A 21,399-nucleotide genomic window follows, 5' to 3' on the forward strand; every position below is an offset into this window, starting at 1 on the left:
TCCGAGACTGGAAGACCGAATACCATGCCCATGAAGAAGAAGCCCGAAGAGCTACGCTCCCGCGCCTGGTTCGACAATCCCGCGAACCCTGACATGACGGCGCTGTATCTCGAACGCTATCTGAATTACGGGCTGACCGCCAAGGAACTGCAATCGGGCAAGCCAATCATCGGCATAGCACAGACGGGCTCCGATCTCTCGCCCTGCAACAGGCCGCATCTCGAACTTGCCAAGCGTGTCCGTGAAGGCATACGTGAAGCGGGCGGCATAGCCATCGAATTCCCTGTCCATCCGATCCAAGAAACCGGCAAACGGCCAACGGCCGCACTGGATCGTAATCTCGCTTATCTCGGTCTCGTCGAAATTCTCTACGGTTATCCGCTCGACGGCGTGGTCTTGACAACCGGCTGCGATAAAACCACGCCTGCCTGCCTGATGGCGGCGGCGACCGTCGATCTACCGGCCATCGTGCTCACCGGCGGCCCCATGCTCAATGGCTGGTTCAACGGCGAGAGGACGGGCTCCGGGACCATCATCTGGAAAGCGCGGGAATTACTCGCCAAGGGCGAGATCGATTATCAGAAATTCATCGAGCTGGTCGCGTCTTCCGCGCCCTCGGCTGGCTATTGTAATACGATGGGTACAGCGACAACGATGAATTCCCTGGCTGAAGCGCTCGGCATGTCCCTGCCCGGCTGTGCTGCCATTCCCGCCCCCTATCGGGAGCGCGGACAGATCGCCTATGAGACCGGCAAGCGTATCGTCGACATGGTGTTCGAGGATCTCAAACCCTCCGACATCATCACCCGGCAGGCTTTGGAAAACGTGATCATCGTCAATTCGGCGATCGGGGGTTCGACCAATGCCCCGATTCATATCAATGCCATCGCGCGCCATGTCGGGGTTCCGCTCGAGGTCGATGATTGGGAGCGTGTCGGTGGGCAAGTTCCCCTGATCGTCAATCTTCAGCCGGCGGGGACATATCTCGGCGAGGATTTTCATCGCGCCGGCGGCGTCCCCGCCGTCGTTCATGAATTGATGCGTCATGGCTTGATCCACGAAAATGCGCTGACGGTCAATGGTCGCACGATGGGTGATAATTGCCACGAACGGGCAGCTCTTGACGCCGATGTGATCCGCACCTTTGAAACGGCTTTGGTGCCCGCCGCTGGATTCAAGGTAGTCCGCGGCAATCTTTTCGACTCCGCCATCATGAAAACCTGCGTCATTTCGGATGAATTCCGCACGCGCTATTTGTCCAATCCGCAAGATCCCGATGCCTTCGAAGGCCGCGCCGTCGTCTTCGACGGACCTGAGGATTATCATCAGCGTATCGACGATCCTTCCCTCAATATCGATGAACATTGCCTGCTCTTCATCCGGGGGACGGGTGCGATCGGTTTTCCTGGCTCGGCGGAAGTCGTAAATATGCGGGCGCCTTCCTATCTCTTGCAACGCAACATCACGTCCCTGCCCTGCATTGGCGATGGGCGGCAGTCGGGCACATCCGGTTCCCCTTCCATCCTGAATGCCTCGCCAGAAGCGGCGGCGGGCGGTGGCCTCGCCTTGCTACGAACGGGCGACCGCGTCCGCATTGATCTTCTTAAAGGACGCGCGGATATTCTCATCTCGGATGAAGAACTCGCACAGCGCCGCGCCGATTTCCAGGCACATGGCGGATACAAATATCCGCCGTCGCAAACACCCTGGCAGGAAATTCAAAGAGGAATAGTCGACCAGCTTGCACAAGGCATGGTGCTGAAGCCCGCTGTCAAATATCAGCGGGTCGCATCGACTTATGGTGTTCCGCGTGACAGTCATTGACTCCGTCAAGCTGATGGCGAGGCTGATATGAAAATTGCTTCACTCGGCGAATGTATGGTGGAATTGCTGGAACGGGGGCCCGGCCTATTCACTCAAAGCTTCGGTGGCGATACTTTGAATACCGCCGTCTATTTGGCGCGGCTCGGCATTCATACCGATTATCTCACGGCACTGGGCGATGACCGCCTGAGCGACGCCATGATCACATTGTGGCGCAATGAAGGGCTCGGCGTCAGCGCGGTGAAACGAATTCCTGGCCGCTTGCCAGGTCTTTACATGATCCAGGTCGATGACAAAGGAGAACGCAGTTTTCTTTATTGGCGTGACCAAGCACCCGCACGGGATTTTTTCAACTTCATCACGAACGAAGATTTCGCCGCGCTGGCGCAATATGATTGGTTCTATCTCTCTGGCATCACGCTTTCTCTTTACGATGTTTCGGGACGACAGCGCCTCATCGAGCTCCTGACGCAAATCCGCAAGGCCGGCGGCCATATCGCCTTCGATGGGAATTATCGTCCGCGCGGCTGGCCAAACAGAGAGACCGCGCTCCAGGCTTTCGAAACCATTCTCCCTCATGTCGATCTCGCACTGCCGACCTTCGATGATGAAAAGCTGCTCTTCGGCGATCGTGATCCGCAAGCCTGCATTACTCGGCTGCAAAGCTTCGGCATCGAGGAAATCGTCATCAAATCGGGACCTCAGGGCTGTCTCGTCGTCACCAGCTCTCAGACCTACGACGTTCCAGCCGAACCAGGGATCAAACCGATTGACACAACAGCAGCAGGCGATTCCTTCAACGCCGGTTATCTCGCCTCGCGTTTGCAAGGTCAGAGCCCTCTAGAAGCCGCCCGCGCCGGCCATAGACTCGCGGCTTTGGTCATTTGCTATCCCGGCGCCATCATCCCGCAAGAAGCCATGCGGACACTCGCCCCCGAGTCCATGAATGCGATCAGCGCAGATTGATAGGCATCGGCAATACATTATTTGAAAGGGGCATGGAAAGATAATGTTTCATCTTTCCATACCCCTCTATGACAGCGCATATACTCAAACAGTCTGCTCGTAGCCGGGCGAGTTGTTGCCTCGACCCATTCCTTAATCACGGAGTGGCAGATGCCTGTTTTTCGTTCTCATTCGGCACGACATCCACCTTGCTCCCATCAGCGAGAATCGCCGGCGGACTCAACACGATTTTCTCGTGACCTTCCAAACCATCATTTAATTCAACAGTTTGCCCAAAATCCCGATAGATCGTCACAGGGCGTAGAACAATCCGATTATCAGGACCCAGCACGGCCACATGCAAACCATGCTGATTGAAGATGAGAGCTTCGGAGGGCACGACGACATTGGGATGGGTACGCGGGACAGCGAAGGTCACATCGACAAAAAGGCCTGGACGCAAAGCACCATCCTTATTGATGACATCGATTTCCGTCGAGAGTGTGCGTGAGGACGCAGTCAACGCCACCGAACTGCGCGCCACCTTGCCGGTGAATACACGCTGCGGCATTTGCGGCACTTGAACCTCGGCGGTCAGCCCTTCCGTCACCCCAATCGCCGAGCTCTGCGGAACATTGACCGCCACGCGCAAAACGTCGTCATGGTTGATGGAGAACATCGGCGTGCCATTGCCATTATCGGCATTGACAAGATCCCCAACCTCGACGTTGCGCGCCGTGATGACGCCATCGAATGGGGCCACCACCTGTTCAAAGGCGGTCAGTGTCCGCAATCGATCAACCGTCGCCTTTTGCGCCTGCACATTGGCTTGAGCCAATTTGACCCCCGCATGTGCGGTCTCCAATGTCGCCTGCTGCACCGAGACATTGGCCTGCTGATTGTCCCGGGTCTGCAATGTTTCATAACCGCGCTTGGTCAAAGCGTCCGCACGGGAATACGTCACATTGGCGAGACGCACATTGGCCTCGGCCTGATCGACCTGTGCCTGCGCCTGCGCCAGAGCCGCCTCGACCTGCTTCAATTGCGCCTCGGCTTGATCAAGCTGCCGATCGAGATCGGGAGAAGCGATGCGTACGAGCAAATCACCTTTTTTGACGCGGCTGCCGATGTCCACATGCCGTTCGGCAATGTAGCCGGTGGCGCGGGCATAAAGAGACGCCGTATTGAAGGCGACGGTCTGCCCGGGCAATTTCAATCGGACTGGCTCATCAAGCAGCTTGACGTCCTGGACCCGGACCTTCGGCACGAAATTGATCGTCTTCTCCTGGGTCTCAGCCGCTTCGACGCTGCGCCGCCAATGGCCATAGGCGCCATAGGCCAGAGCGCCGCCAACCAGCAGAAGAACCACGACGAAGATCTTTTTCGACGGCATAGGGTAATCCTCATGCCCAGCAGCGCCCGTCTTGCGCGGCGCGTCTTCAACCTTAGAGAATGCCTCGCTCATAGATAATCCTTGACCGGTTCGACCTTCCCGTTGCGCAGGACCGAATAAAGAAAGGGCACGAAGAGCAAAGTGGAGCATGTCGCCACGGCGACGCCGCCGAGCACGGCTCGCGCCAGAGCCGCGTTTTGCTCACTGCCCGCGCCCACGCCAATGGCCATGGGCAACAAACCAATGAACATGGCTCCCGCTGTCATCAACACCGGCCTCAACCTCGTTTCCCCGGCCTTGAGCGCGGCTTCCACCGCGCCGCAACCCGTTTCCTCTCGATATTCCTTCGCGAAAGTCACGAGCAAAATCGAATTGGCGCTGGCCACACCGACACTCATAATGGCGCCAAACAGGGACGGAATGGAAAATGTCGTCTGCGTAATGAACAGGCTCATGATAATGCCGCAGAAGGCCAGCGGCAAAGCGGCCAGCACGACGAACGGATCACCCCAACTCTGATAGTTGATGGCCATCAAGAGATAAACGGCGATCAATGCAATCCCAAGACCCAGCTCGATATTGTGGAAGGCATTGTCCATATCCTGAATTTGTCCAAGGATTTGAATCCTGTCCGGCGGCTGCAGGTTTTTCTGCTCGTCCGCGATGATCTTGTCGATCTCGCTCCGCACCGAACCGAGATCACGATCCTGAACACTGGCGAAGACATCGTATTTCGGCTGCGTATTCACATGGTTCACGACTGTCTGCTCGGTCTGACGTTGCAAAGTCGTGACATTCTGCAGCAAGGTGACAACGCCCGGACTATTATTGGCGCCATTGGCGAAGAGCGGCGTATTCTGCACGGCGGCAAAAGACGCATTGCGATATTCCGGCGTCTGCACCCAAAGCTGATAGGCAATGCCATTCTTGGGATCAGCCCAGAAATTCGGCGTCACTTGGAAACTGCCGCCGAGCGAAATATTCAGCGAATTGGCAAGCTGCTGGGTCGACAGGCCGATTTCCTGCGCCATCTGGCGATTGATCGTCCCATAGAATTCCGGCGCGTCGGTGATCTGCTGAATATGAACATCGACGGCGCCACGCACGGCCCGCAAACGGCGCTCGATATTTTTGGCGACTTCGAGATCCTTTTCCTCATGCCGTCCCAGGACCTGGACGTCGACCGAAGTGATCGTGCCGAAATCAAGGATCTGGGTGATGATATCGGCCGGCTGGAAATAGAAGATCACATCCGGAAAACGCTCCCGCAGAATCGGCCGGAGCTTCTTCATATAATCCAGGGTCGATTCATGTTCCTCGGCGAGGGAAATCAGCATCTGGCCATCGTTATAGGCCACGAAGGACCCATCACCGAAAGCGAAATTATAGTTCAGTGCCGGCAAGCCGATATTATCGACGATAATGCCCAATTCCTTGGCGGGAATAACCTCTCGTATCGTGTCTTCGATAGAGGCAAAGACCTGTTCCGTCGCCTCGATGCGCATGCCGGAACGCGTGCGGACGTGCAAGGTCATGGCCCCCGCATCGATTTGCGGAAAATAATCCTGCCCCACGAAAGTGAACAAAACGGCGGACCCCGCGAAGACCGCGAGCACGGCCCCGAGAGTCACGACGCGATGCGTGATGACGCCATGTAACAGGCCGAGATAGCCGCGATGAAATTTGGCAAAGCCCCGTTCGAACCCGGCATGAAACCGCGTGAAAAAGCCTGCCTTGCCCGTGGGGTCGGCAACAGCCTCATTGGAATGGCCACCGTGGTGACCCGCGAAACGCTCATCATATTCCTTCTTGACCAGAACATCGATGAGGATCGGCACGAGTGTTCGCGACAGGACATAGGACGTCAGCATCGCGAAGACGACGGCGAGAGCTTGCGGTGTGAACAGATATTTGGGCGTATCGGTCAGGAACAACACGGAGACGAAGGCCGAGCAAATGGCCAAGGTCGAAATCAAGGCCGGCTTGGCAATCCCCGCCGCGCCGCCGACAACGGCTTCCCTGAAGCCTTCCCCTTCTTCCATCAAGCGATAGGTATTCTCGATCGCCACCGTCGCATCATCGACGAGAATGCCAACCGCCAGGGCAAGGCCGCCAAGGGTCATGATGTTGATCGTTTGCCCGAGCATTGCCAGGATCGACAGAGATGTCAGGATCGACAAGGGAATCGAAACCAGCACGATCAGGGTCGAGCGCCAGGATCCAAGGAACAGAAGGATCGTCAGTCCCGTGAGAGCGGCCGCGGTCAGCGCTTCCCGGATCACGTCCTTGATGGCTTCGGAGACAAAGACCGACTGATCAAACAAAGGCGTGATATGCATGTCCGGCGGCGCGGCGGCGCGGATATCCGGCAGGAAACGCTTCACATTATCGACGACGGAAAGTGTGGACGCCGCACCATTCTTGAGGATCGTGGTCAGAATGGAGCGCTGCCCATCCGCACGCACAATATTCAATTGCGGCGGCGCACCATCCCGCACGTAGGCCACATCACGCAGGAGAATCGGCGTCCCCTTGACGACCTTGATCGGCATTTCGTTCAGGGTTGTCACGGCTTCGGGCGTCGAATTCAGGCGGATCGGATATTGAGAATCACCGATCTTCGAAAGGCCCGAAGGCACGACAAGACTTTGCGTACCCACAGCATTGGCGACGTCGAGGGGCGTCAAGCCATTGGCCTGCAAGGCCTGCAAATCGAGATCGACCATGATCTGCCGCGGTGCACCACCATAGGGACCAGGCAGAGTCGAGCCCGGCACCTGCGTCAAGGTTTGCCGGATGCGATACATGGCATAATCATAAAGCTGCGACTGCGTCTCCTTCTCCGAGGAGAGAGCAAGCTGAATGACCGGAACAGAGGAAGCCGAAAAGCGCATGATGACCGGCGGCTGCACACCCGGCGGCATGACCGCACGGATGGAGTTCATCGCCGACACGACCTGCGCAATAGCAAGATCAATGCTCACGCTTTGGTCGAAATAAAGCTTCTCGATAGCCACACCCTGCAGAGTCTGACTTTCCATCCGCTTGATATTATTAACATTATTGGAAAGCGAATATTCACTATAAGTCGTGATACGCTGGGTCATATCGGTCGTATCGAGACCGGTATAAGTCCAGACAATCACGACCACCGGAATATCGACGGTGGGCAAGACGTCCTTCGGCATGACGATCGAAGCGCCAATGCCGCCGAGCGTCATCAGAATCGCCAGGACATAGAAAGAAATACGGAACTTAAGAGCGTATTTGACAAGCTCCATAAACCAACCTGTCCGGTTTCCGGCAAATGCCTCGATTGAGCGAAATTTCCTTGAGGCATTTTAGATAACAGATGCCGGGCCGCGACGCTCCACACTTCACCGTGATGACGTCAAGATCAACTTCGGTTGAGCGACATTATGCCCCGGCCCCTCGAGCGACTTCGGAACCAAGTGGAGATTCTTTAAAAGACGAATGGATAGACATAGCGCTGGATAATATCCTCGACGAGGAACAGCAGCAGCAACAGAATGACGGGGGAAATGTCGATCCCTCCTAGATCAGGCAGGATGGAACGGATCGGGCGCAAAAGCGGCTCGGTCAGGGCATTCAGCGCGTTCCAGACCGAGCGGACGAGATCATTATACATATTGATGACGTTAAAAGCGATGAGCCAAGACATTATGGCAACGATAATAATGACATAGCTGTAAAGATGCAGAACCAGTAAAAGAACATCGAGAAGCGCGCGCATGTGAGATTCCTGAAGCCTTTTGCGAAAGGATGCACAGATTTTCCGACAAAATGCTGAAAGTCAAAAGTAACAGGCCATTTTTCTTCATCCCGAACAAAATGGCCCCGGCGAGGAGGACGGGTCCCATTTAAGCGGGCCGTTTCCTGGCGACAAGAGCGCAGAAATCCTCAAACTGCGGCTTGCACAGGGCGCAACAGTCGCGTAGAACCCCACGCGGAAGGGGCTGTAGCTCAGATGGGAGAGCGCTGCAATCGCACTGCAGAGGTCAGGGGTTCGATTCCCCTCAGCTCCACCAACACAAGGCCTTATTTTACCAGCTTTTCCCGTTCTGCCGAAGCCTCGACATATCCGAGTCTTACACCGGCCTGTCTCAGTGGCTTGTTCGGCCCAGACTAGACGCCTGATCTCTCCTTTGCGCCCGCCGCCTGTCTTCACCCTCGAACTTATTCCGGCAAACATTTGCGTGTGCACCAGGGGCTTCAACCGGGGTGATGATGCCGATTCACGAGGATAAGATCGCGCCGAGCAGATCCAAGCCGACTGCCAGATCCGCTTCCGTCACTCTTCGAGAGGCGGAGATCATTCCTTTGATCGGGAAGGATCGCATGGGGCGAAAGCGGAACGCCGACTTGTGAGCGGCGGCAATTAGAAGTGGAGCAACTGAGCCGACAGATTAAGCTGATCCTAAACCGCAAACGACCCATCGCTGGATGGAAGATTCCGGAACATCGGATTTACCTCATCCTTCAGCCATGAAATGGCTCACTCTTGGTCAGCAATGCGCGCCTCGGCATCTGATATGCGGAGCGTAAACGCTGCCGAAAGTACCGTCAGCGCCCATTTCAGCGTTGCGCATAACACCTTATAGCAATCGTTTCAGCGCTCACGACAAGAACGGAACAGTAGGCTAGATTGTTTCGCATTGACATTCTTCCTACTAGTTGGTAGACATGCGACATGAGCAATCTATCGACCAAGGCTGATGACATACTTCGCTGCGCGCGCGCCCTCATTATCAAGGGTGGTTACAATAGTTTCAGCTACGCTGATATTTCCAGTGTGGTCGGCATTCGCAAGGCGAGCATTCACCACCACTTTCCCAGCAAATCAGATCTCGTCCGCACGCTGGTTGCACAGTACCGGGAGGAGGCTGAAGCCGGGATCGTTGAGCTGGAACGAAACGCCGCCGATCCACTTGGACAGCTTCGCGCTTATGTCGGCTATTGGCAGGGCTGTATCGCTGACGGGTCCCACCCCTTCTGCGTCTGCGCCTTGCTCGCCAGTGAGATCCAGGTTCTTCCCGAAGCAGTCGCTTTTGAAGTGCGCGCGCATTTTCGGAGGCTTTCGGACTGGCTTACCTCCGTCTTCGAGCGTGGCGCCGCACAAGGCCGCTTCTCGTTGACCGGGACCGCCAGGAGCAACGCCGAAATGTTCATGGCAACTGTGCATGGCGCGATGCTTTCAGCGCGCGCCTACGGCGACGCCACGACTTTTGGTGCAATAACCCACCCCTTACTGGAGCGCATCGCCACCTAAAATTGGAGCTTCTCAGGAAGGTGATGCACGACCTCGCAGCCTACCAACTAGTAGGTTTAATTGCTACACTCACAGATTTGTCAGCGGCAGTCTGCTTGCTCGACCCTCCCACCCCTTCAGATGAGAAAGGCAACTTATATGTTCGGAATTTCTCCGCTTGGCTGGATCCATACGATCGGTAGCCTGCCAGCCATTCCCGTGGCTCTTTACATGTTAGGTCGGCATGGTCGAATCGTTCCCCGGTCCCCGCTGGGCGCCGTCTATTTTATTTCCATGCTTGTCGGCGCTGCAACGGTGTTCCTCGTTGCACATCAGTCGGTCAGCTACGGCATCGGCGCCGTGACAATTCTGCTCCTGCTTGCAGGTTATGGGATTGAGCGCATTCTGGGTTCGGTGCGCGTAGCCAGATACATTGAAACCATCTGTCTGAGCCTGAGTGCGTTTCTTTTGATGCTGCCGACCGTTACCGAAATCCTGCGCCGTGTTCCGGACGGCCACCCCTTGGTGACCGACTTGAAATCGCCGCTGCTTCTCGGCGCTCAGGCAGGGCTGTTGGCTTTTCTCGTAGTCGGCTTGACCGCCCAGATCGTCTATCTGGCAAGACAGGGCAAGGCTGCAGCGAACTAGTCGGTGACGCTGCGTCGAACGGTGCTGGCCGAGCACCTGACAGGTCCGTCGTCTGATACCGGCAATACACGGCGGACCTGTTCGATCGCCTCACGGCGACGGGAGGGACTCAAAAAGTCAGCTTCGACGCCTCTTGCAGGATCGCCTTGTCCAGCGCGAGATCGGCAACCAGCTTCTTCAGCCGCGCATTCTCGCGCTCCAGATCCTTCATCCGACGCGCCTGGTCGACCTTCAGACCGCCATATTCCTTGCGCCAACGATACAGCGTCTGCTCCGAAATCCCAATCTGGCGACAAGCCTCGACCGCCGTCGAGCCCCGACCGACCACCACGTCCACCTCTCGCAGCTTCGCGATGACCTGCTCCGGCGTAAATCGCTGACGTCCCATACGTTTCTCCAATTCCTATACCCAAAAGGACTCTCTTCAGAATTGGACCAGTTTTTCCAAGGCAGACCAATTGAGTCTCGAGCGTAGGGCGGCGCCTGATCCATGTCAGTTGAAAAGTTCGTTCGAATGATCTATATGCTTTTCCGACGAAAGGAGTCGGCCCATGACGGAGTCCAAAGCGACATCGAGCGGACACGAAGCGCGTAGCGCAAAGACGCGCTCGCAGCTGATCGAAGCCGCGATCGAAGTGATCGGCGCTGTCGGCTACGAGGGGGCCAGCACCCGCGCGCTGGCAACGGCTGCGAAAACGACGCTGTCGGCTATTCCCTATCATTTCGGGGGCAAGAAGGAGCTCTACCTAGCTGCGGCAGGCATGATCGCCGACCATGCGGCCGGCCGCTTCGAAGAGGCGCTCGCGCTTCTGGATGCAGCGAAGCCGTCCGAAAAGGCTGCTCACTTCGAGGAAGCGCTCACTGAGCTCACGCACATCATTATGGAAGATGCCGAGCCCCATTCGTGGACGTCTTTCGTCGCGCGCTGCGCCTATGACAACGACGAAGCCTTCGCGCTGATCCACGAGCGAGCCATCGCTCCCATGCTGAAGCATCTCGTACAGGCTGCAAGCGACTTCACGGGAAGAGATCCCGCTGACGAGGCGCTCAGGTTACGGATCAACGCGATCGTGACCGCAATCATCAGCTTCAGGTTTCTGCGCGGTATCATGCTGCGAGGCATGGGCTGGGAGAGCATCCAGCCCGGCTGCATCGAGCAGGTCGAGGCTATGGTCCGCGATCTCTGCCGCAGCGACTTTCTTGCTGTCCGATTTTCCCACTGAGGCGCGGGAGAAGGAGTAAGAGCCCAGCTTCAGGCGCCTCGACAATCTTCTCGTCAGGCAAAGACGGAATCATACGATGAGCAATCAATCCTATGCGCATGAAACCATTGCCTGGGCGAAGCAGCGCCTCGACGATGCGGATACGATCGTGTCCGAGGTCGAGAAAGCCGCCGAAGGGCTGAAGGAAGAGGCCCGCAAGGAAGCGGATGCCGCACTCGCCCGTCTACGGACCTCGCGCGGCAAGATCCAGAAAATCTATGATGGACTTCGTGCAGAGGCGGCAGACGCGAAGGAAGGCGTCGAAAAGGTTCAGGGGGCACTCGAGGTTGAGTGGATCGAGGTCGAATCCGCGCTCCAGTCCTACTTGAGCGGCGCGAAAGATCAGGCGGAAGCTGTGCGCGGGCTCGTGGTCGCACGAGCACAGACCCAGCGTCGGTCGTGGGAAGCAACGCTGCAGAGGATTCGCGACCGGGCGGCCGACGCCGTCGAGACCGCGCGTGGAGAACTCGACGCTGCAATCAAACGCTTGTCCGACGAGGCGGAGAAATTCCAGGCTCGGATCGGTGATGCCAAAGATGCCGGCGACGAGTCCTGGGAAGCCGTGAAGAGCGGCGTGGCTGAAGCCAAGGTCGTGCATGACCGTACGATTCAGCGGATCAAGGACGCGTTCTCGAAGCTGTTCTGATCGAGGCGCTTCGGCCTTTCGACAATTCTGAATCGAGGAAGGCGGGAAATTACAGCCCCCCGTTTTTCGCCTCCGGCAAACGTTTCAAAGGAGAAGGCTATGAGCCTGATGAGCGAAATCCAGATCTTGCGTGCGCAAATTGATGCTCATGCTCGCAAGGCGCCGGCCGCTGATGTGGGCGTGGAGCAGGGACCTGTGCCGCCACGTCCAAGCCGGGACATCCCTCATGAGGGGCTCGACGTCGACGCTTTTCTGAAAGCGGTGAACGAGACCCTCGACGAGTTCGCCGATGAACTCGACCGGTTCCCGCGTCTGACGGCGCTCGCGGCGCTCGGGCTGGGGCTCGCAGCCGGCGTCGTCATCGGCCGCCAACTCCGCTAGCCGTCTTCCCGACCGCCAGAAAGGTCAACAATGCCCACTCTCAATTCCACGAAACTGTATGGTCGCGTGGCGTTGCTGCGTCGTCAGGTTCTTCTTCGGCAGCTGATCCGGCGCGCCATCGCCGGGGCACTCGCAGTCGCCGCCTTCACCGTTACTGCTGGGCTGGCCACCTATGCGCTGTTCCTTGCGCTCAGGGCTCCGTTCGGCGACCTCAACGCGGCGCTAGCCGTGGCGGCACTCTACCTTGCAATGGCGTTCGTTCTGCTGGCCTACACGTTGCGCGAACCGCATTCCCCTGAACTCGAAGCACTGGCGGAAATGGAGGCGGCCGCGCTTGAGACGATCACGGCTGAGACGCAGGGCGTGGTCCAGTTGGTCAACACCGCCGGTCATCGCTTTGAGAACCTCGGAGGCAGTCTGACGCTCGGCGTCAGCATCCTCGGTGCGCTTCGCAGGCTCTTAGCCGCCCGAAAGCCCTGAGGCGAGCCAGTCCGCTAGGTCGCCGTGCCGGTCCATTCCGCAGCGCGCTCGCACCCGCACATCCATTGGAAGCCTGAATTTCTCCGCCCATGTCACACGCATGCCGGTCACCCGAAAGGACTATGCAATGCCGGACCTCATCGTCGTCGGTTTCGATACCCAGGACGCGGCGGACGACGTTCTGCTCAAGCTTGCCAAGCTTCAGAACGAGTATCTCGTCGACCTTGAAGACGCTGTCGTAGCCATACGTGACGAGAACGGCAAGCTTCATCTGAAGCAAAGCCTCGATCTGACCGCTTTCGGCGCCTCCTCCGGTCTGATTTCCGGGGCCCTGTGGGGCGGACTGGTTGGACTGCTGCTGCTCAATCCGCTCGCGGGCTTCACCATCGGCGGCCTGGTCGGTGCAGGAACCGGCGCCTTGTCGGGCTCGCTGGCCGACTATGGGATCAACGACGACTTCATCAGATCGCTCGCATCGACGATCCCTGCCCAGAGTTCGGCGCTGTTCGTCCTCGTGCGCAAGGCCCAGCCGGAAAAGGTTCTTGCCGAGCTGGCGGGGCTGAAGGGCCTCGTTCTCAAGACATCGCTGTCTCCAGATGCCGAGCAAAAGCTCAGCAAGGCGCTTTCCAAAACTGCCTAATTTTGCTGACGCCCTGAAAGCACGTCGGCTCGAATCCGGTTGTTCGGGGCTGAACTTCCGACAGGGCGGCCGGCACGACGTGCGAGCGGCGGTGCTCGGTCTGATCCACGCGTACCGACGTCCAGCACAGGGAATCCACGGCATGAATGATCGCAATCTCAATTTCGACGCGCTCGTCATCGGCACTGACCAAGAGCGCCTCACTGCCCTATGTGAGTGCCTTATGCGGCCTCATTGAACAATGGTTGGCCGCTCCGGGCGATTTTAGGTGCCGAACGGGCCATTCGCGCTGTGGCTTCCAGGACCTGGACATAAAATCCCGGCGGCGCGGCGCGGCCCAGCGTCACGCAATCAAATGAAAGGAACCTAAATGACAAGTTGTGATTTCCTCCGTTCTTTCGATGTTCGCAATCCCAGGATCGGGACAACCCGCGAGGAATGGGCCCCCCATGCGGCCATGAGCGCCAAGACGTTCGAATGGTGGTACATGACGACCTATCTGCATGACGACCTTGGCAACGCCTACTTCTACTTCCTGTGCCTGAGCGCCTTCCAGGGCGAAGCCTATCAGCGCAATGTCACCGGCAGGACCGCACCCGAGGGGACGACGGTGCTGAGCATCGCATCCCTGTTCAGCCACTACGCCAGTGAACGGGTCTGGCCTTCAATGAGGGTGCCATTCACGCCGACCGACAGCCTGTTCGACCCTTCCAGCAACTGCGTTCGGGTTGATGCGGGCGATGGCACGAACGTATCCTGGAGCTTTGGCCAGGACGCGATGAAGCTTTCGCATAACACCTCCGAGGGCGTCTCGCTGGAAGCTGCCATCACCGGCCTCGACACCGTGCTGTGGCATCAGGACCATGCGGGAGAGAAGCACGGCATTGAAGGCTTCATCCAGCAGGGCGCCGAAGATGACTTCAGCTTCTATTATTCGCTGCCGCGCGCGCATCTCACTGGAACGCTGACCCTGCCGTCCGAGGCAGGCGCGCCGGCGAAACGCAGCGTAAGCGGCCGCGCCTGGATCGATCGCCAGTGGGGAGATTTTGCAACGCTGTTCTGGGAATGGTCCTCATTCCGGTTCCAGAGTGGCGCCAGCGTACACATCTACAATTTCTACAACGGGCATCAGGAGGCGGTCTATCAGGATGCCGACGGAGGCGTTCATCGCCTGAAGGACAAGGTGATCGTGCGGCAGAATGGCTATGTGAAATCTCCCAACATCGGCAACTGGGTCAGTTGGGGCTGGACCTATGAATTCCCGATCGAGATCGAGGGGTCGCGGCGCTTCACCGTCAAGCCGTTCGGCGCGCGGGATTTCATGGAGTATCCGACGCTGCAAACTCAGGTTCCCGTGCAGTTGAACGGCTATGGATTGTTCGAAGGCGCCGGTGCGTTGATCGACGACGAAACCGGAAATGTCGTGGGCGTTTCCATCAATGAATCAGCCGACATCCGCGCGATGCAAAACGGCCCTTACGAGAAGAACCAGAACTGATTTCATGGGTCAGGAGATCCGGTTCATTCGCCGTCCCCGTGACGGGTGAACCGGATCACCAGATAGCGTATTTTTCTTTGTTCGCGGCCATCACAAAATCCTGTTGGGCAGGCCAGTCCTGCTACATCCGCAAGTTCCCGTCCCCCACCTTTCCTGTCCCCGTTTTTGGAGATATTAGAGTATAAAAAAGAGGATATTGGGGAACGGAGGAGTGGAATTGCTGTGAGCCCCGTCTCTCATCCAGCTGAGGCCAGAGACCTCGGGTGAGTGTGGCGCTGATGCGCCGGGTGATCAACGGTGGATCGGCGGAGCTGGTCGGGGTTGCGCAGCCGATCGCCCGTTGCGGTGAAGGTCGATGCGAATGCTCTCGGCGTCAGGTAGCCGAGCGCATGAATGGTGACATTGATCTGCCCGGCCAGACGCTTCATCTCGGCCTCCGCTGCCAACGCCTCCCGACCCACGCCAGCGCCTTCGAGAAAGCTTGCGCAATCCCTCGCCTCCACTCCGCGCATCGCCCTTTCGATCCGCGCAAGCGTCTGCGTCAGGTCGGGGCCTGTCAACTGCAGGAGCAGATCGCGAATATCCGCAGGATTCGTCACGCGCCCGCCTGACCGGCGAAACGAAGGCGATCGATCTGATTGTAGTTGATCACCGCTGGGTCGGCGCCGATCACCGGAAATCGGCTGACCACGTAATGCACCACCTTGTCCATTCCCAGTTCCTGTTTCAGCAGATGTTCGCGGCCACGCTCCTTCTTCAGGGCGCGCGCGTAGTAAATGGACATGGATCACGAACGCCGCCGCGGGCGGCAGTTCTTCCGTGTGCACCGGCGGCGAGACGATGCGCGTGATCTTGATGGGCTCGCTTGCGCCGAGGTCGGCGAACAGGGCGCCCGGCATCGGCAACCGGAAGCGCCGGGCCATCACCGCCCGGAAATCCTCCAGCTCTGCCTCGGGGCCCTGAAGTATGGGTCAGCCTCCCCGATCGACATGCGCCTTGGCGCGCCCGCCGATGCCGCCGACCGGGGCGTAATGGTCGAGGGCGATCGCTCGATTCACAGGGCGAAGCCGCCATCGATCGTGAGGCTTGAGCCCGTCATGTACCCCGCCTCATCTCCCGCAAGGTAGGAGACGAGGGCGGCGATTTCGGAGGGTTGCCCGACCCGCTTCAACGGGGCCGCTTCCGCCAGTCGGCCAATCATCGCAGCGGTCAGGTCGGTTTCCGTCGGCCCCGGCTGGATGTTGTTCACGGTGATCCTGCGCGGCGCCAGATCGATCGCAATGCCTTTAACCATCGTCGCGACTGCCGCCTTGGTCATCGCATAGACGGTCGTTCCGGGGTGGCTCGACCGCACCGCCGTGTTGCTGCCGATCGTGATGATGCGCCCCCCCTCGCGCATGTGCGAGACGGCAGCCTGGATCGCCAGGAAAACACCGCGGATGTTTACAGCGAGCATCTGGTCGAGATCCTCGATTCTGAACACATCGATCGTGCCGACCCGCATGATGCCGGCGTTGACGACCACGACATCGATCGTCCCGAAGGCCTCGACAGCCTTGGCCACGGCGGAGGAGATGGCCTGGGCGTCGGCACTATCGGCCTCGATCGCCAGCGCGGCGCCGCCCTTCGCCTCGATTTGCGCGACCACCTCGGCCGCACTGTCCGGGCGGGAAACATAGGTCAAGGCGACGGCGAATCCATCCTCCGCCAGCCGCAGCGCAGCCCCGGCTCCGATGCCGCGCGATCCGCCGAACACTAGGGCTGTTTTTTCAGTCACGCTCATTGAATACTCCATATTATTGATCGATAAGTCCATAATTGAGCGCGATTGTTCATGGCGATGTGATTTCCTAGCTTGCCCGAAGCCGATCGACGGCGAACCGCACCATTGCCCGAAGCGCATCCGCGTCAACACCGCCCCGAGCGCCGAGCTGGATTCCGGTCATCTGGAGGTGAACGAAGCCCGCAGCCTCATCGGGGTCGAGATGCGGGTCCAGCTCCCCGAGCGCCTGGCCTTCCCGGATCCGCGCAGCAAGGCGGGTCGTCAGGGGCGGCAGTGCCCTTGCGCCGAGAGCGCAGATATCGGGGTCGGAGGCGCCAAATTCGCTAACCGTGCCGATGCCCATGCATCCCATTGAGCGCTGGTTGTCATCGTCCGGGATGAGACCGATCAACAGATTGAGAATGCCCTCCACAGGGGAGACGGGTTCGCTCAAGCGCTGTAAGTGTGCGGCGATGGTCCGACGGTGATAGACTCCAAGCGCTTCGAGAAAGAGATGCCGCTTGTCCCCGAAGGCGTTGTAAAGGCTTTGGCGCCCGATCCCCATCGCCTCCACGAGTTCTTCGGTGGAGGTAGCGGCATAGCCCTTGCCCCAGAACACACCAATAGCTCGGTCCAGGGCGGCATCGCGATCGAATTCCCGAGGTCTGGCCATTTGGTTTGAAGCAGCGCCATTATTGATCGATCAATCCATAACTGACGCTGGCGGGGTTGTCAAAGAGGTTCCATTAGAAATGTGCGGATGGCACCAGATCGTGCACGCTGTTTCCCACCGCAGTGCCTGCTTCCAAGCTGTCGATAAAAATAGAGAAAGATGACTGAGTTGCCTTACCGAGCATCCCAACTATTCTGCCATCGGCATTGGGGCACCGATCCGCTGGGCGGCGAACAGAAGCGTTAAACTCCGCATGAAACTCTGGCGGGGTGCTGAGAGCATTCAGGGCCTCGACACCTGGTTACGTTGGTCCCGGCGACCCGAATTAAATCCGAATTTCCGCCCATCGACGCTAGCCAATATTCTTCGCAGTGGCGGTTGCCGAAAACACCAACCATCCGATCTGCACGCTAGACCACGATATTGCCGCATCGCCGTGTCGCGCATCTTCCAATCATTGGTATCTATCGGCTATCTCTTAATCAAGAGATCAATGGGAGATACGAGGTGGACTCAATAAAATCTGGACCGGTCCTACGGAGAACCATTCGGCGGCAACAATTGCGTGAGATGGTTCCGCTCGCGGACAGCACCATTTACGAGATGGAGCAAAGAGGCGAGTTCCCACGCCGGTTTGCGTTGTCTCCGCGATGCATCGTGTGGGATCTGGCCGAGGTCAAGGCTTGGTTGATCGCACGACGGACTGCACCGATCCGTCGTGCGCAACACCCCGATGTCACCAAGCGCAAAACCCGTCCAATCAAAGGGCGGGATCAAGCTCCATCAAAGGTATAGCTGCTGGCAAGAGCGTGGGAGCATGCCTCCGACCGTCAACCCATGCGTCCACAGTATCCGCCCACTCCTGCATCATATGCCGTCGCTGAACCTCGTATTCCGCCTTGTTGTAGACGCTGCGGGACGATCGCCCATCCTCGTGCGCCAAGCATTTTTCGAGCCAATCCCGATTGAAACCCAACTCGTTCAACAGGGTCGACCCTGTCCGCCGCAGGTCGTGGACCGTGAATGGTTCGAGCGGCAGCCCATCTTGTTTGGCCTGCTCCACAACCGAATAGGTGACACGGTTGAACGTCGCTCGAGACATTGGAGCATCGGCGTCGTAGCGCGAAGGCAACAGATACTGGGAGTTGCCGGCGCAGGTCTTGAGCGCAATCATGATGTCGAGAGTTTGGCGGCACAGATAGACGTTGTGTGCTTTCGACCGCTTCATTCGCTCCTTAGGAATTGTCCAAACGGCGTTTTCGAAGTCAACCTCATCCCATACCGCGTCCTGCAACTACTCGCTCTTGCGCACCATCGTCAGTAGGAAGAGTCGCATCCCCAGGCGGATCGTCAGCAGCGTGGCGACCTTTTCCAACTCTTTCAGCATCACTCGAATTTCGGCTGGCGACAGAGCTCGATCCTTTGGCGTGAACGTCGCGATCGATGCTGGTCCGACGTCATCGGCCGGATTGGGCACCTTCTCGCCGTGCAAGATCGCGAAGCCGTAAATCTGCTTCAGGATGCCCCGGACATGGATCGCTGTCGCCGGCGCGCCGCGTTCGACAATCTTTCCGCATTGGGCGCGAAGGTCGTCCGGCGTAATCTCCGTCAGCAAGCGGTTGCGCCAAACCGGTAATAGCTCTCGTTCAAAGATGGAACGAGCATCGCTCGGGTGCTGTCGGCCATCGGCGCGTTCACCAGCCATTTTTCGCCGAACTCGCCGAAGCTTTTCGCCTCCTTGATACGACGCTTCTCGCGCTGCTTCTCAATGGCCGGCGACCTGCCCTCGCTGATCGCTCCCCTCGCGTCCAGGCACAGCTCCCGGGCTCGCGCCAGCGAGATTCCATCTCGCCCGTATTTGCCGAGGTAGACCGTCTCGCGTCGTCCATTGAGCCGATAGTCCAGCCTGAACGATAGAGCACCGGACGGCGCGACGCGCACATACATGCCGTCGCGGTCCGCTACCTTGTACATTTTTTCTCTGGGTTTCAGCGCTTTGATCGCTGCGTCCGTCAACATGTTACGCCACCTCCAAAAAAGTACCGTCACGCGGTTTTGGGGGGCTCTCGTCGGAAAAGTCTGCGTATTATCAGAAGCTTAGCGTAAAAAAGTACCGTCAGGAGCCTCATCTGCCCTGACGGTACTTTCAAATTTCACCGGGATCAATATGGGCGAGGACCGTCAACGGGGCCGACGGCCGCGATCTTTGCCCACCGATAGGTATCAACAGATGCCGAATATCGCGCCGTAGCGTAGTTTTGGATACGCCCGGATAGGCCAAAATCATTCCCACTCGATCGTGCCTGGCGGTTTCGACGTTACATCATAGACAACGCGATTAATTCCTTGCACTTCATTGATAATCCTGGTCGCCGCTCGACCGAGAAAATCCATTTCAAAGCTATAGAAATCCGCAGTCATGCCATCGACCGATGTCACCGCACGCAGGGCGCATACAAACTCGTAAGTGCGGCCATCCCCCATCACACCAACCGTCTGCACCGGCAACAAGACAGCGAAAGCTTGCCAGATCTTGTCATAGAGACCCGCTTTTCTGATCTCATCGAGATAGATCGCATCGGCCTGCCGCAAGATGGCGAGTTTCTCCCTTGTGACGCCTCCCGGACAACGGATCGCGAGGCCGGGACCAGGGAAAGGATGTCGGCTAACGAAGGCTTCCGGCAGACCGAGTTCGCGGCCTAATTCGCGGACTTCGTCCTTGAACAATTCCCGCAAGGGCTCGACGAGCTTCATATTCATCCGCTCGGGGAGGCCGCCGACATTATGATGGGATTTAATGGTGACGGAAGGACCACCCGTGAAGGATACACTTTCGATCACATCCGGATACAATGTTCCCTGGCCGAGAAATTCCGGAACTCCCTTGCCATCGGAGGCAATGGTCTTCGCTTCGGCCTCGAATGTTTCGATGAACAGACGCCCGATGATGCGCCGCTTTTCTTCGGGATCACTGACCCCCGCAAGCGCATCGAGAAACAGATCCTGCGCCTGCGCATGAATCAGAGGGATATTGTAATGGCCACGGAACAGGCTGACAATTTCCTCCGCCTCGCCATGGCGTAACAAACCATGATCGACGAACACACAAGTCAGGCGATCGCCTATTGCCTCATGGATCAGCAAAGCCGCGACGGCGGAATCGACTCCTCCGGAGAGACCGCAGAGGACACGGCCCGTGCCCACTTTGGCCTGGATAGCAGCGATGGCCTCCTGCCGGAAGGCGCGCATGGTCCAGTCTCGGCTGAGACCCGCCACTTTATGCACGAAATTCTCGATCAACCGCGCACCTTGCGGCGTATGCACGACTTCAAGATGGAACTGCACGCCATAATAATGGCGCGCCTCGTCGGCCATTACGGCTACGGCTTCCTGGCGTGAGGTTGCGGCCCGCACAAAGCCTGGCGGCAGATCAATGACAGCATCGCCATGGCTCATCCAGACGGGATAGCTCTGGCCTTTTTCCCAGACATTGTCGAACAAGGCACTCTCGGCCAGAATTTCGACATCCGCCCGGCCGAATTCACGCGTCTTGCCCGCGGCTACCTTGCCGCCCAGTTGCAGTGCCATCACCTGCTCGCCATAGCAAATGCCAAGCACCGGCACTTTCGAGCTGAAAATCACATCCGGCACACGGGGGGAGCCTTGATCGAGCACGGAAGCTGGACCGCCGGAGAGGATCACGGCCTTAGGCGCCAGGGTCTCGAAGGCACGCTCAGCCGATTGGAATGGCGCGATTTCGCAATAGACCCCTGCCTCCCGGACCCGCCGCGCGATCAATTGCGTGACCTGCGAGCCGAAATCGACAATCAGCACCTTGTCATGGCGATTCACATTCTCCTGGCGCGGATCGGATTGGCTCATCATCATTCCCTGATAGGAGATCAGGCTAGGCGGCGACCCCGGTCCCGATCTTGGCTCGTTCTAAAATGAAGGGCGATAGACCAAAACAAAGGCGCG

Annotated in this window: 20 protein-coding genes, 1 tRNA gene and 2 pseudogenes; 13 read left to right on the forward strand and 10 right to left on the reverse strand. The window is 58.1% G+C overall.

Going from position 1 to position 21,399, the window contains the following annotated elements; genetic code table 11:
• The first annotated feature begins 24 nt into the window (after positions 1 to 24).
• Together BIND_RS14500 and BIND_RS14505 are read left to right on the forward strand one after the other, a co-directional pair.
• Positions 25 to 1,824 carry an IlvD/Edd family dehydratase gene (locus BIND_RS14500; protein WP_012385795.1) on the forward strand — a complete coding sequence of 600 codons (1,800 nt, stop codon included), beginning with the start codon at positions 25 to 27 and terminating at the stop codon, positions 1,822 to 1,824.
• Between the two features lie 27 nt (positions 1,825 to 1,851).
• Positions 1,852 to 2,790: a sugar kinase gene (locus tag BIND_RS14505; RefSeq protein WP_012385796.1), complete on the forward strand. Its 939-nt coding sequence runs from the start codon at positions 1,852 to 1,854 to the stop codon at positions 2,788 to 2,790.
• 136 nt (positions 2,791 to 2,926) lie between these two features.
• Here the strand turns inward: BIND_RS14505 and BIND_RS14510 are convergent, their stop codons facing one another.
• From BIND_RS14510 to BIND_RS14520, 3 genes are all read right to left on the reverse strand, one after another.
• Positions 2,927 to 4,234, reverse strand: a complete 1,308-nt coding sequence (locus BIND_RS14510; protein WP_012385797.1) for an efflux RND transporter periplasmic adaptor subunit — start codon at positions 4,232 to 4,234, stop codon at positions 2,927 to 2,929.
• Entirely contained in the window at positions 4,231 to 7,443 is a 3,213-nt protein-coding gene (locus tag BIND_RS14515) for an efflux RND transporter permease subunit (RefSeq protein WP_012385798.1), read from the reverse strand. The genes BIND_RS14510 and BIND_RS14515 overlap by 4 nt, the downstream gene beginning before the upstream one ends.
• Before the next feature lie 182 nt (positions 7,444 to 7,625).
• Positions 7,626 to 7,916 (reverse strand): YggT family protein, encoded by a 291-nt coding sequence (locus BIND_RS14520; protein WP_012385799.1) that lies wholly within the window; start codon positions 7,914 to 7,916, stop codon positions 7,626 to 7,628.
• Positions 7,917 to 8,135: 219 nt separating this feature from the next.
• Between BIND_RS14520 and BIND_RS14525 the strand changes: the two genes are divergently transcribed.
• The 3 genes from BIND_RS14525 (at position 8,136) to BIND_RS14535 (ending at position 10,079) form a co-directional block, all read left to right on the forward strand.
• Positions 8,136 to 8,211, forward strand: a tRNA-Ala gene (locus tag BIND_RS14525).
• Between the two features lie 662 nt (positions 8,212 to 8,873).
• Positions 8,874 to 9,452, forward strand: coding sequence for a TetR/AcrR family transcriptional regulator (locus BIND_RS14530; RefSeq protein ID WP_012385800.1), 579 nt, complete (start codon positions 8,874 to 8,876; stop codon positions 9,450 to 9,452).
• 138 nt (positions 9,453 to 9,590) lie between these two features.
• A complete protein-coding gene (locus BIND_RS14535; RefSeq protein WP_012385801.1) occupies positions 9,591 to 10,079 on the forward strand; it encodes a hypothetical protein in 489 nt (162 codons plus the stop codon).
• Positions 10,080 to 10,085: 6 nt separating this feature from the next.
• Here the strand turns inward: BIND_RS14535 and BIND_RS14540 are convergent.
• Positions 10,086 to 10,467: pseudogene (locus tag BIND_RS14540) on the reverse strand (transposase); the annotation flags it as partial.
• A gap of 163 nt (positions 10,468 to 10,630) precedes the next feature.
• Here BIND_RS14540 and BIND_RS14545 point away from each other — a divergent pair.
• From BIND_RS14545 to BIND_RS14570, 6 genes are all read left to right on the forward strand, one after another.
• The gene (locus tag BIND_RS14545; RefSeq protein WP_012385803.1) at positions 10,631 to 11,302 is read left to right on the forward strand and encodes a CerR family C-terminal domain-containing protein; all 672 of its coding nucleotides are present in this window, start codon (positions 10,631 to 10,633) and stop codon (positions 11,300 to 11,302) included.
• Between the two features lie 76 nt (positions 11,303 to 11,378).
• Positions 11,379 to 11,987: a hypothetical protein gene (locus BIND_RS14550; RefSeq protein ID WP_012385804.1), complete on the forward strand. Its 609-nt coding sequence runs from the start codon at positions 11,379 to 11,381 to the stop codon at positions 11,985 to 11,987.
• 99 nt (positions 11,988 to 12,086) lie between these two features.
• Positions 12,087 to 12,368: a hypothetical protein gene (locus BIND_RS14555; RefSeq protein WP_012385805.1), complete on the forward strand. Its 282-nt coding sequence runs from the start codon at positions 12,087 to 12,089 to the stop codon at positions 12,366 to 12,368.
• A gap of 30 nt (positions 12,369 to 12,398) precedes the next feature.
• Positions 12,399 to 12,848 carry a hypothetical protein gene (locus BIND_RS14560; protein ID WP_012385806.1) on the forward strand — a complete coding sequence of 150 codons (450 nt, stop codon included), beginning with the start codon at positions 12,399 to 12,401 and terminating at the stop codon, positions 12,846 to 12,848.
• Positions 12,849 to 12,975: 127 nt separating this feature from the next.
• Positions 12,976 to 13,488: a DUF1269 domain-containing protein gene (locus BIND_RS14565; RefSeq protein WP_012385807.1), complete on the forward strand. Its 513-nt coding sequence runs from the start codon at positions 12,976 to 12,978 to the stop codon at positions 13,486 to 13,488.
• A 370-nt stretch (positions 13,489 to 13,858) separates the two neighbouring features.
• The gene (locus BIND_RS14570) at positions 13,859 to 14,986 is read left to right on the forward strand and encodes a lipocalin-like domain-containing protein (RefSeq protein ID WP_012385808.1); all 1,128 of its coding nucleotides are present in this window, start codon (positions 13,859 to 13,861) and stop codon (positions 14,984 to 14,986) included.
• 236 nt (positions 14,987 to 15,222) lie between these two features.
• Here BIND_RS14570 and BIND_RS22360 read toward each other — a convergent pair whose 3' ends face one another.
• Together BIND_RS22360 and BIND_RS14580 are read right to left on the reverse strand one after the other, a co-directional pair.
• Positions 15,223 to 15,585: a hypothetical protein gene (locus tag BIND_RS22360; RefSeq protein WP_012385809.1), complete on the reverse strand. Its 363-nt coding sequence runs from the start codon at positions 15,583 to 15,585 to the stop codon at positions 15,223 to 15,225.
• On the reverse strand, positions 15,582 to 15,770 hold the full coding sequence (locus tag BIND_RS14580) for a hypothetical protein (protein ID WP_012385810.1): 189 nt from the start codon (positions 15,768 to 15,770) through the stop codon (positions 15,582 to 15,584). The genes BIND_RS22360 and BIND_RS14580 overlap by 4 nt, the downstream gene beginning before the upstream one ends.
• On the opposite strand from BIND_RS14580, the gene BIND_RS21390 reads away from it, so the two are divergent.
• Entirely contained in the window at positions 15,763 to 16,113 is a 351-nt protein-coding gene (locus tag BIND_RS21390) for a hypothetical protein (protein ID WP_148210656.1), read from the forward strand. The two genes, BIND_RS14580 and BIND_RS21390, sit on opposite strands and share 8 nt — an antisense overlap.
• On the opposite strand, the gene BIND_RS14585 is transcribed toward BIND_RS21390, so the two are convergent.
• Positions 16,041 to 16,769, reverse strand: a complete 729-nt coding sequence (locus tag BIND_RS14585; RefSeq protein WP_012385811.1) for an SDR family oxidoreductase — start codon at positions 16,767 to 16,769, stop codon at positions 16,041 to 16,043. The two genes, BIND_RS21390 and BIND_RS14585, sit on opposite strands and share 73 nt — an antisense overlap.
• Positions 16,770 to 16,836: 67 nt before the next feature.
• Positions 16,837 to 17,421, reverse strand: coding sequence for a TetR/AcrR family transcriptional regulator (locus BIND_RS14590; RefSeq protein WP_012385812.1), 585 nt, complete (start codon positions 17,419 to 17,421; stop codon positions 16,837 to 16,839).
• A 570-nt stretch (positions 17,422 to 17,991) separates the two neighbouring features.
• On the opposite strand from BIND_RS14590, the gene BIND_RS20775 reads away from it, so the two are divergent.
• Positions 17,992 to 18,216, forward strand: coding sequence for a helix-turn-helix transcriptional regulator (locus BIND_RS20775; protein ID WP_148210791.1), 225 nt, complete (start codon positions 17,992 to 17,994; stop codon positions 18,214 to 18,216).
• Here the strand turns inward: BIND_RS20775 and BIND_RS14595 are convergent.
• A pseudogene (locus BIND_RS14595) lies at positions 18,182 to 19,440 on the reverse strand (tyrosine-type recombinase/integrase). The gene BIND_RS20775 and the pseudogene BIND_RS14595 overlap by 35 nt on opposite strands.
• Positions 19,441 to 19,704: 264 nt before the next feature.
• Entirely contained in the window at positions 19,705 to 21,306 is a 1,602-nt protein-coding gene (gene guaA, locus BIND_RS14600) for a glutamine-hydrolyzing GMP synthase (RefSeq protein ID WP_012385814.1), read from the reverse strand.
• Between the last annotated feature and the right edge of the window lie 93 nt (positions 21,307 to 21,399).

Source organism: Beijerinckia indica subsp. indica ATCC 9039, assembly GCF_000019845.1.
GTDB lineage: Bacteria > Pseudomonadota > Alphaproteobacteria > Rhizobiales > Beijerinckiaceae > Beijerinckia > Beijerinckia indica.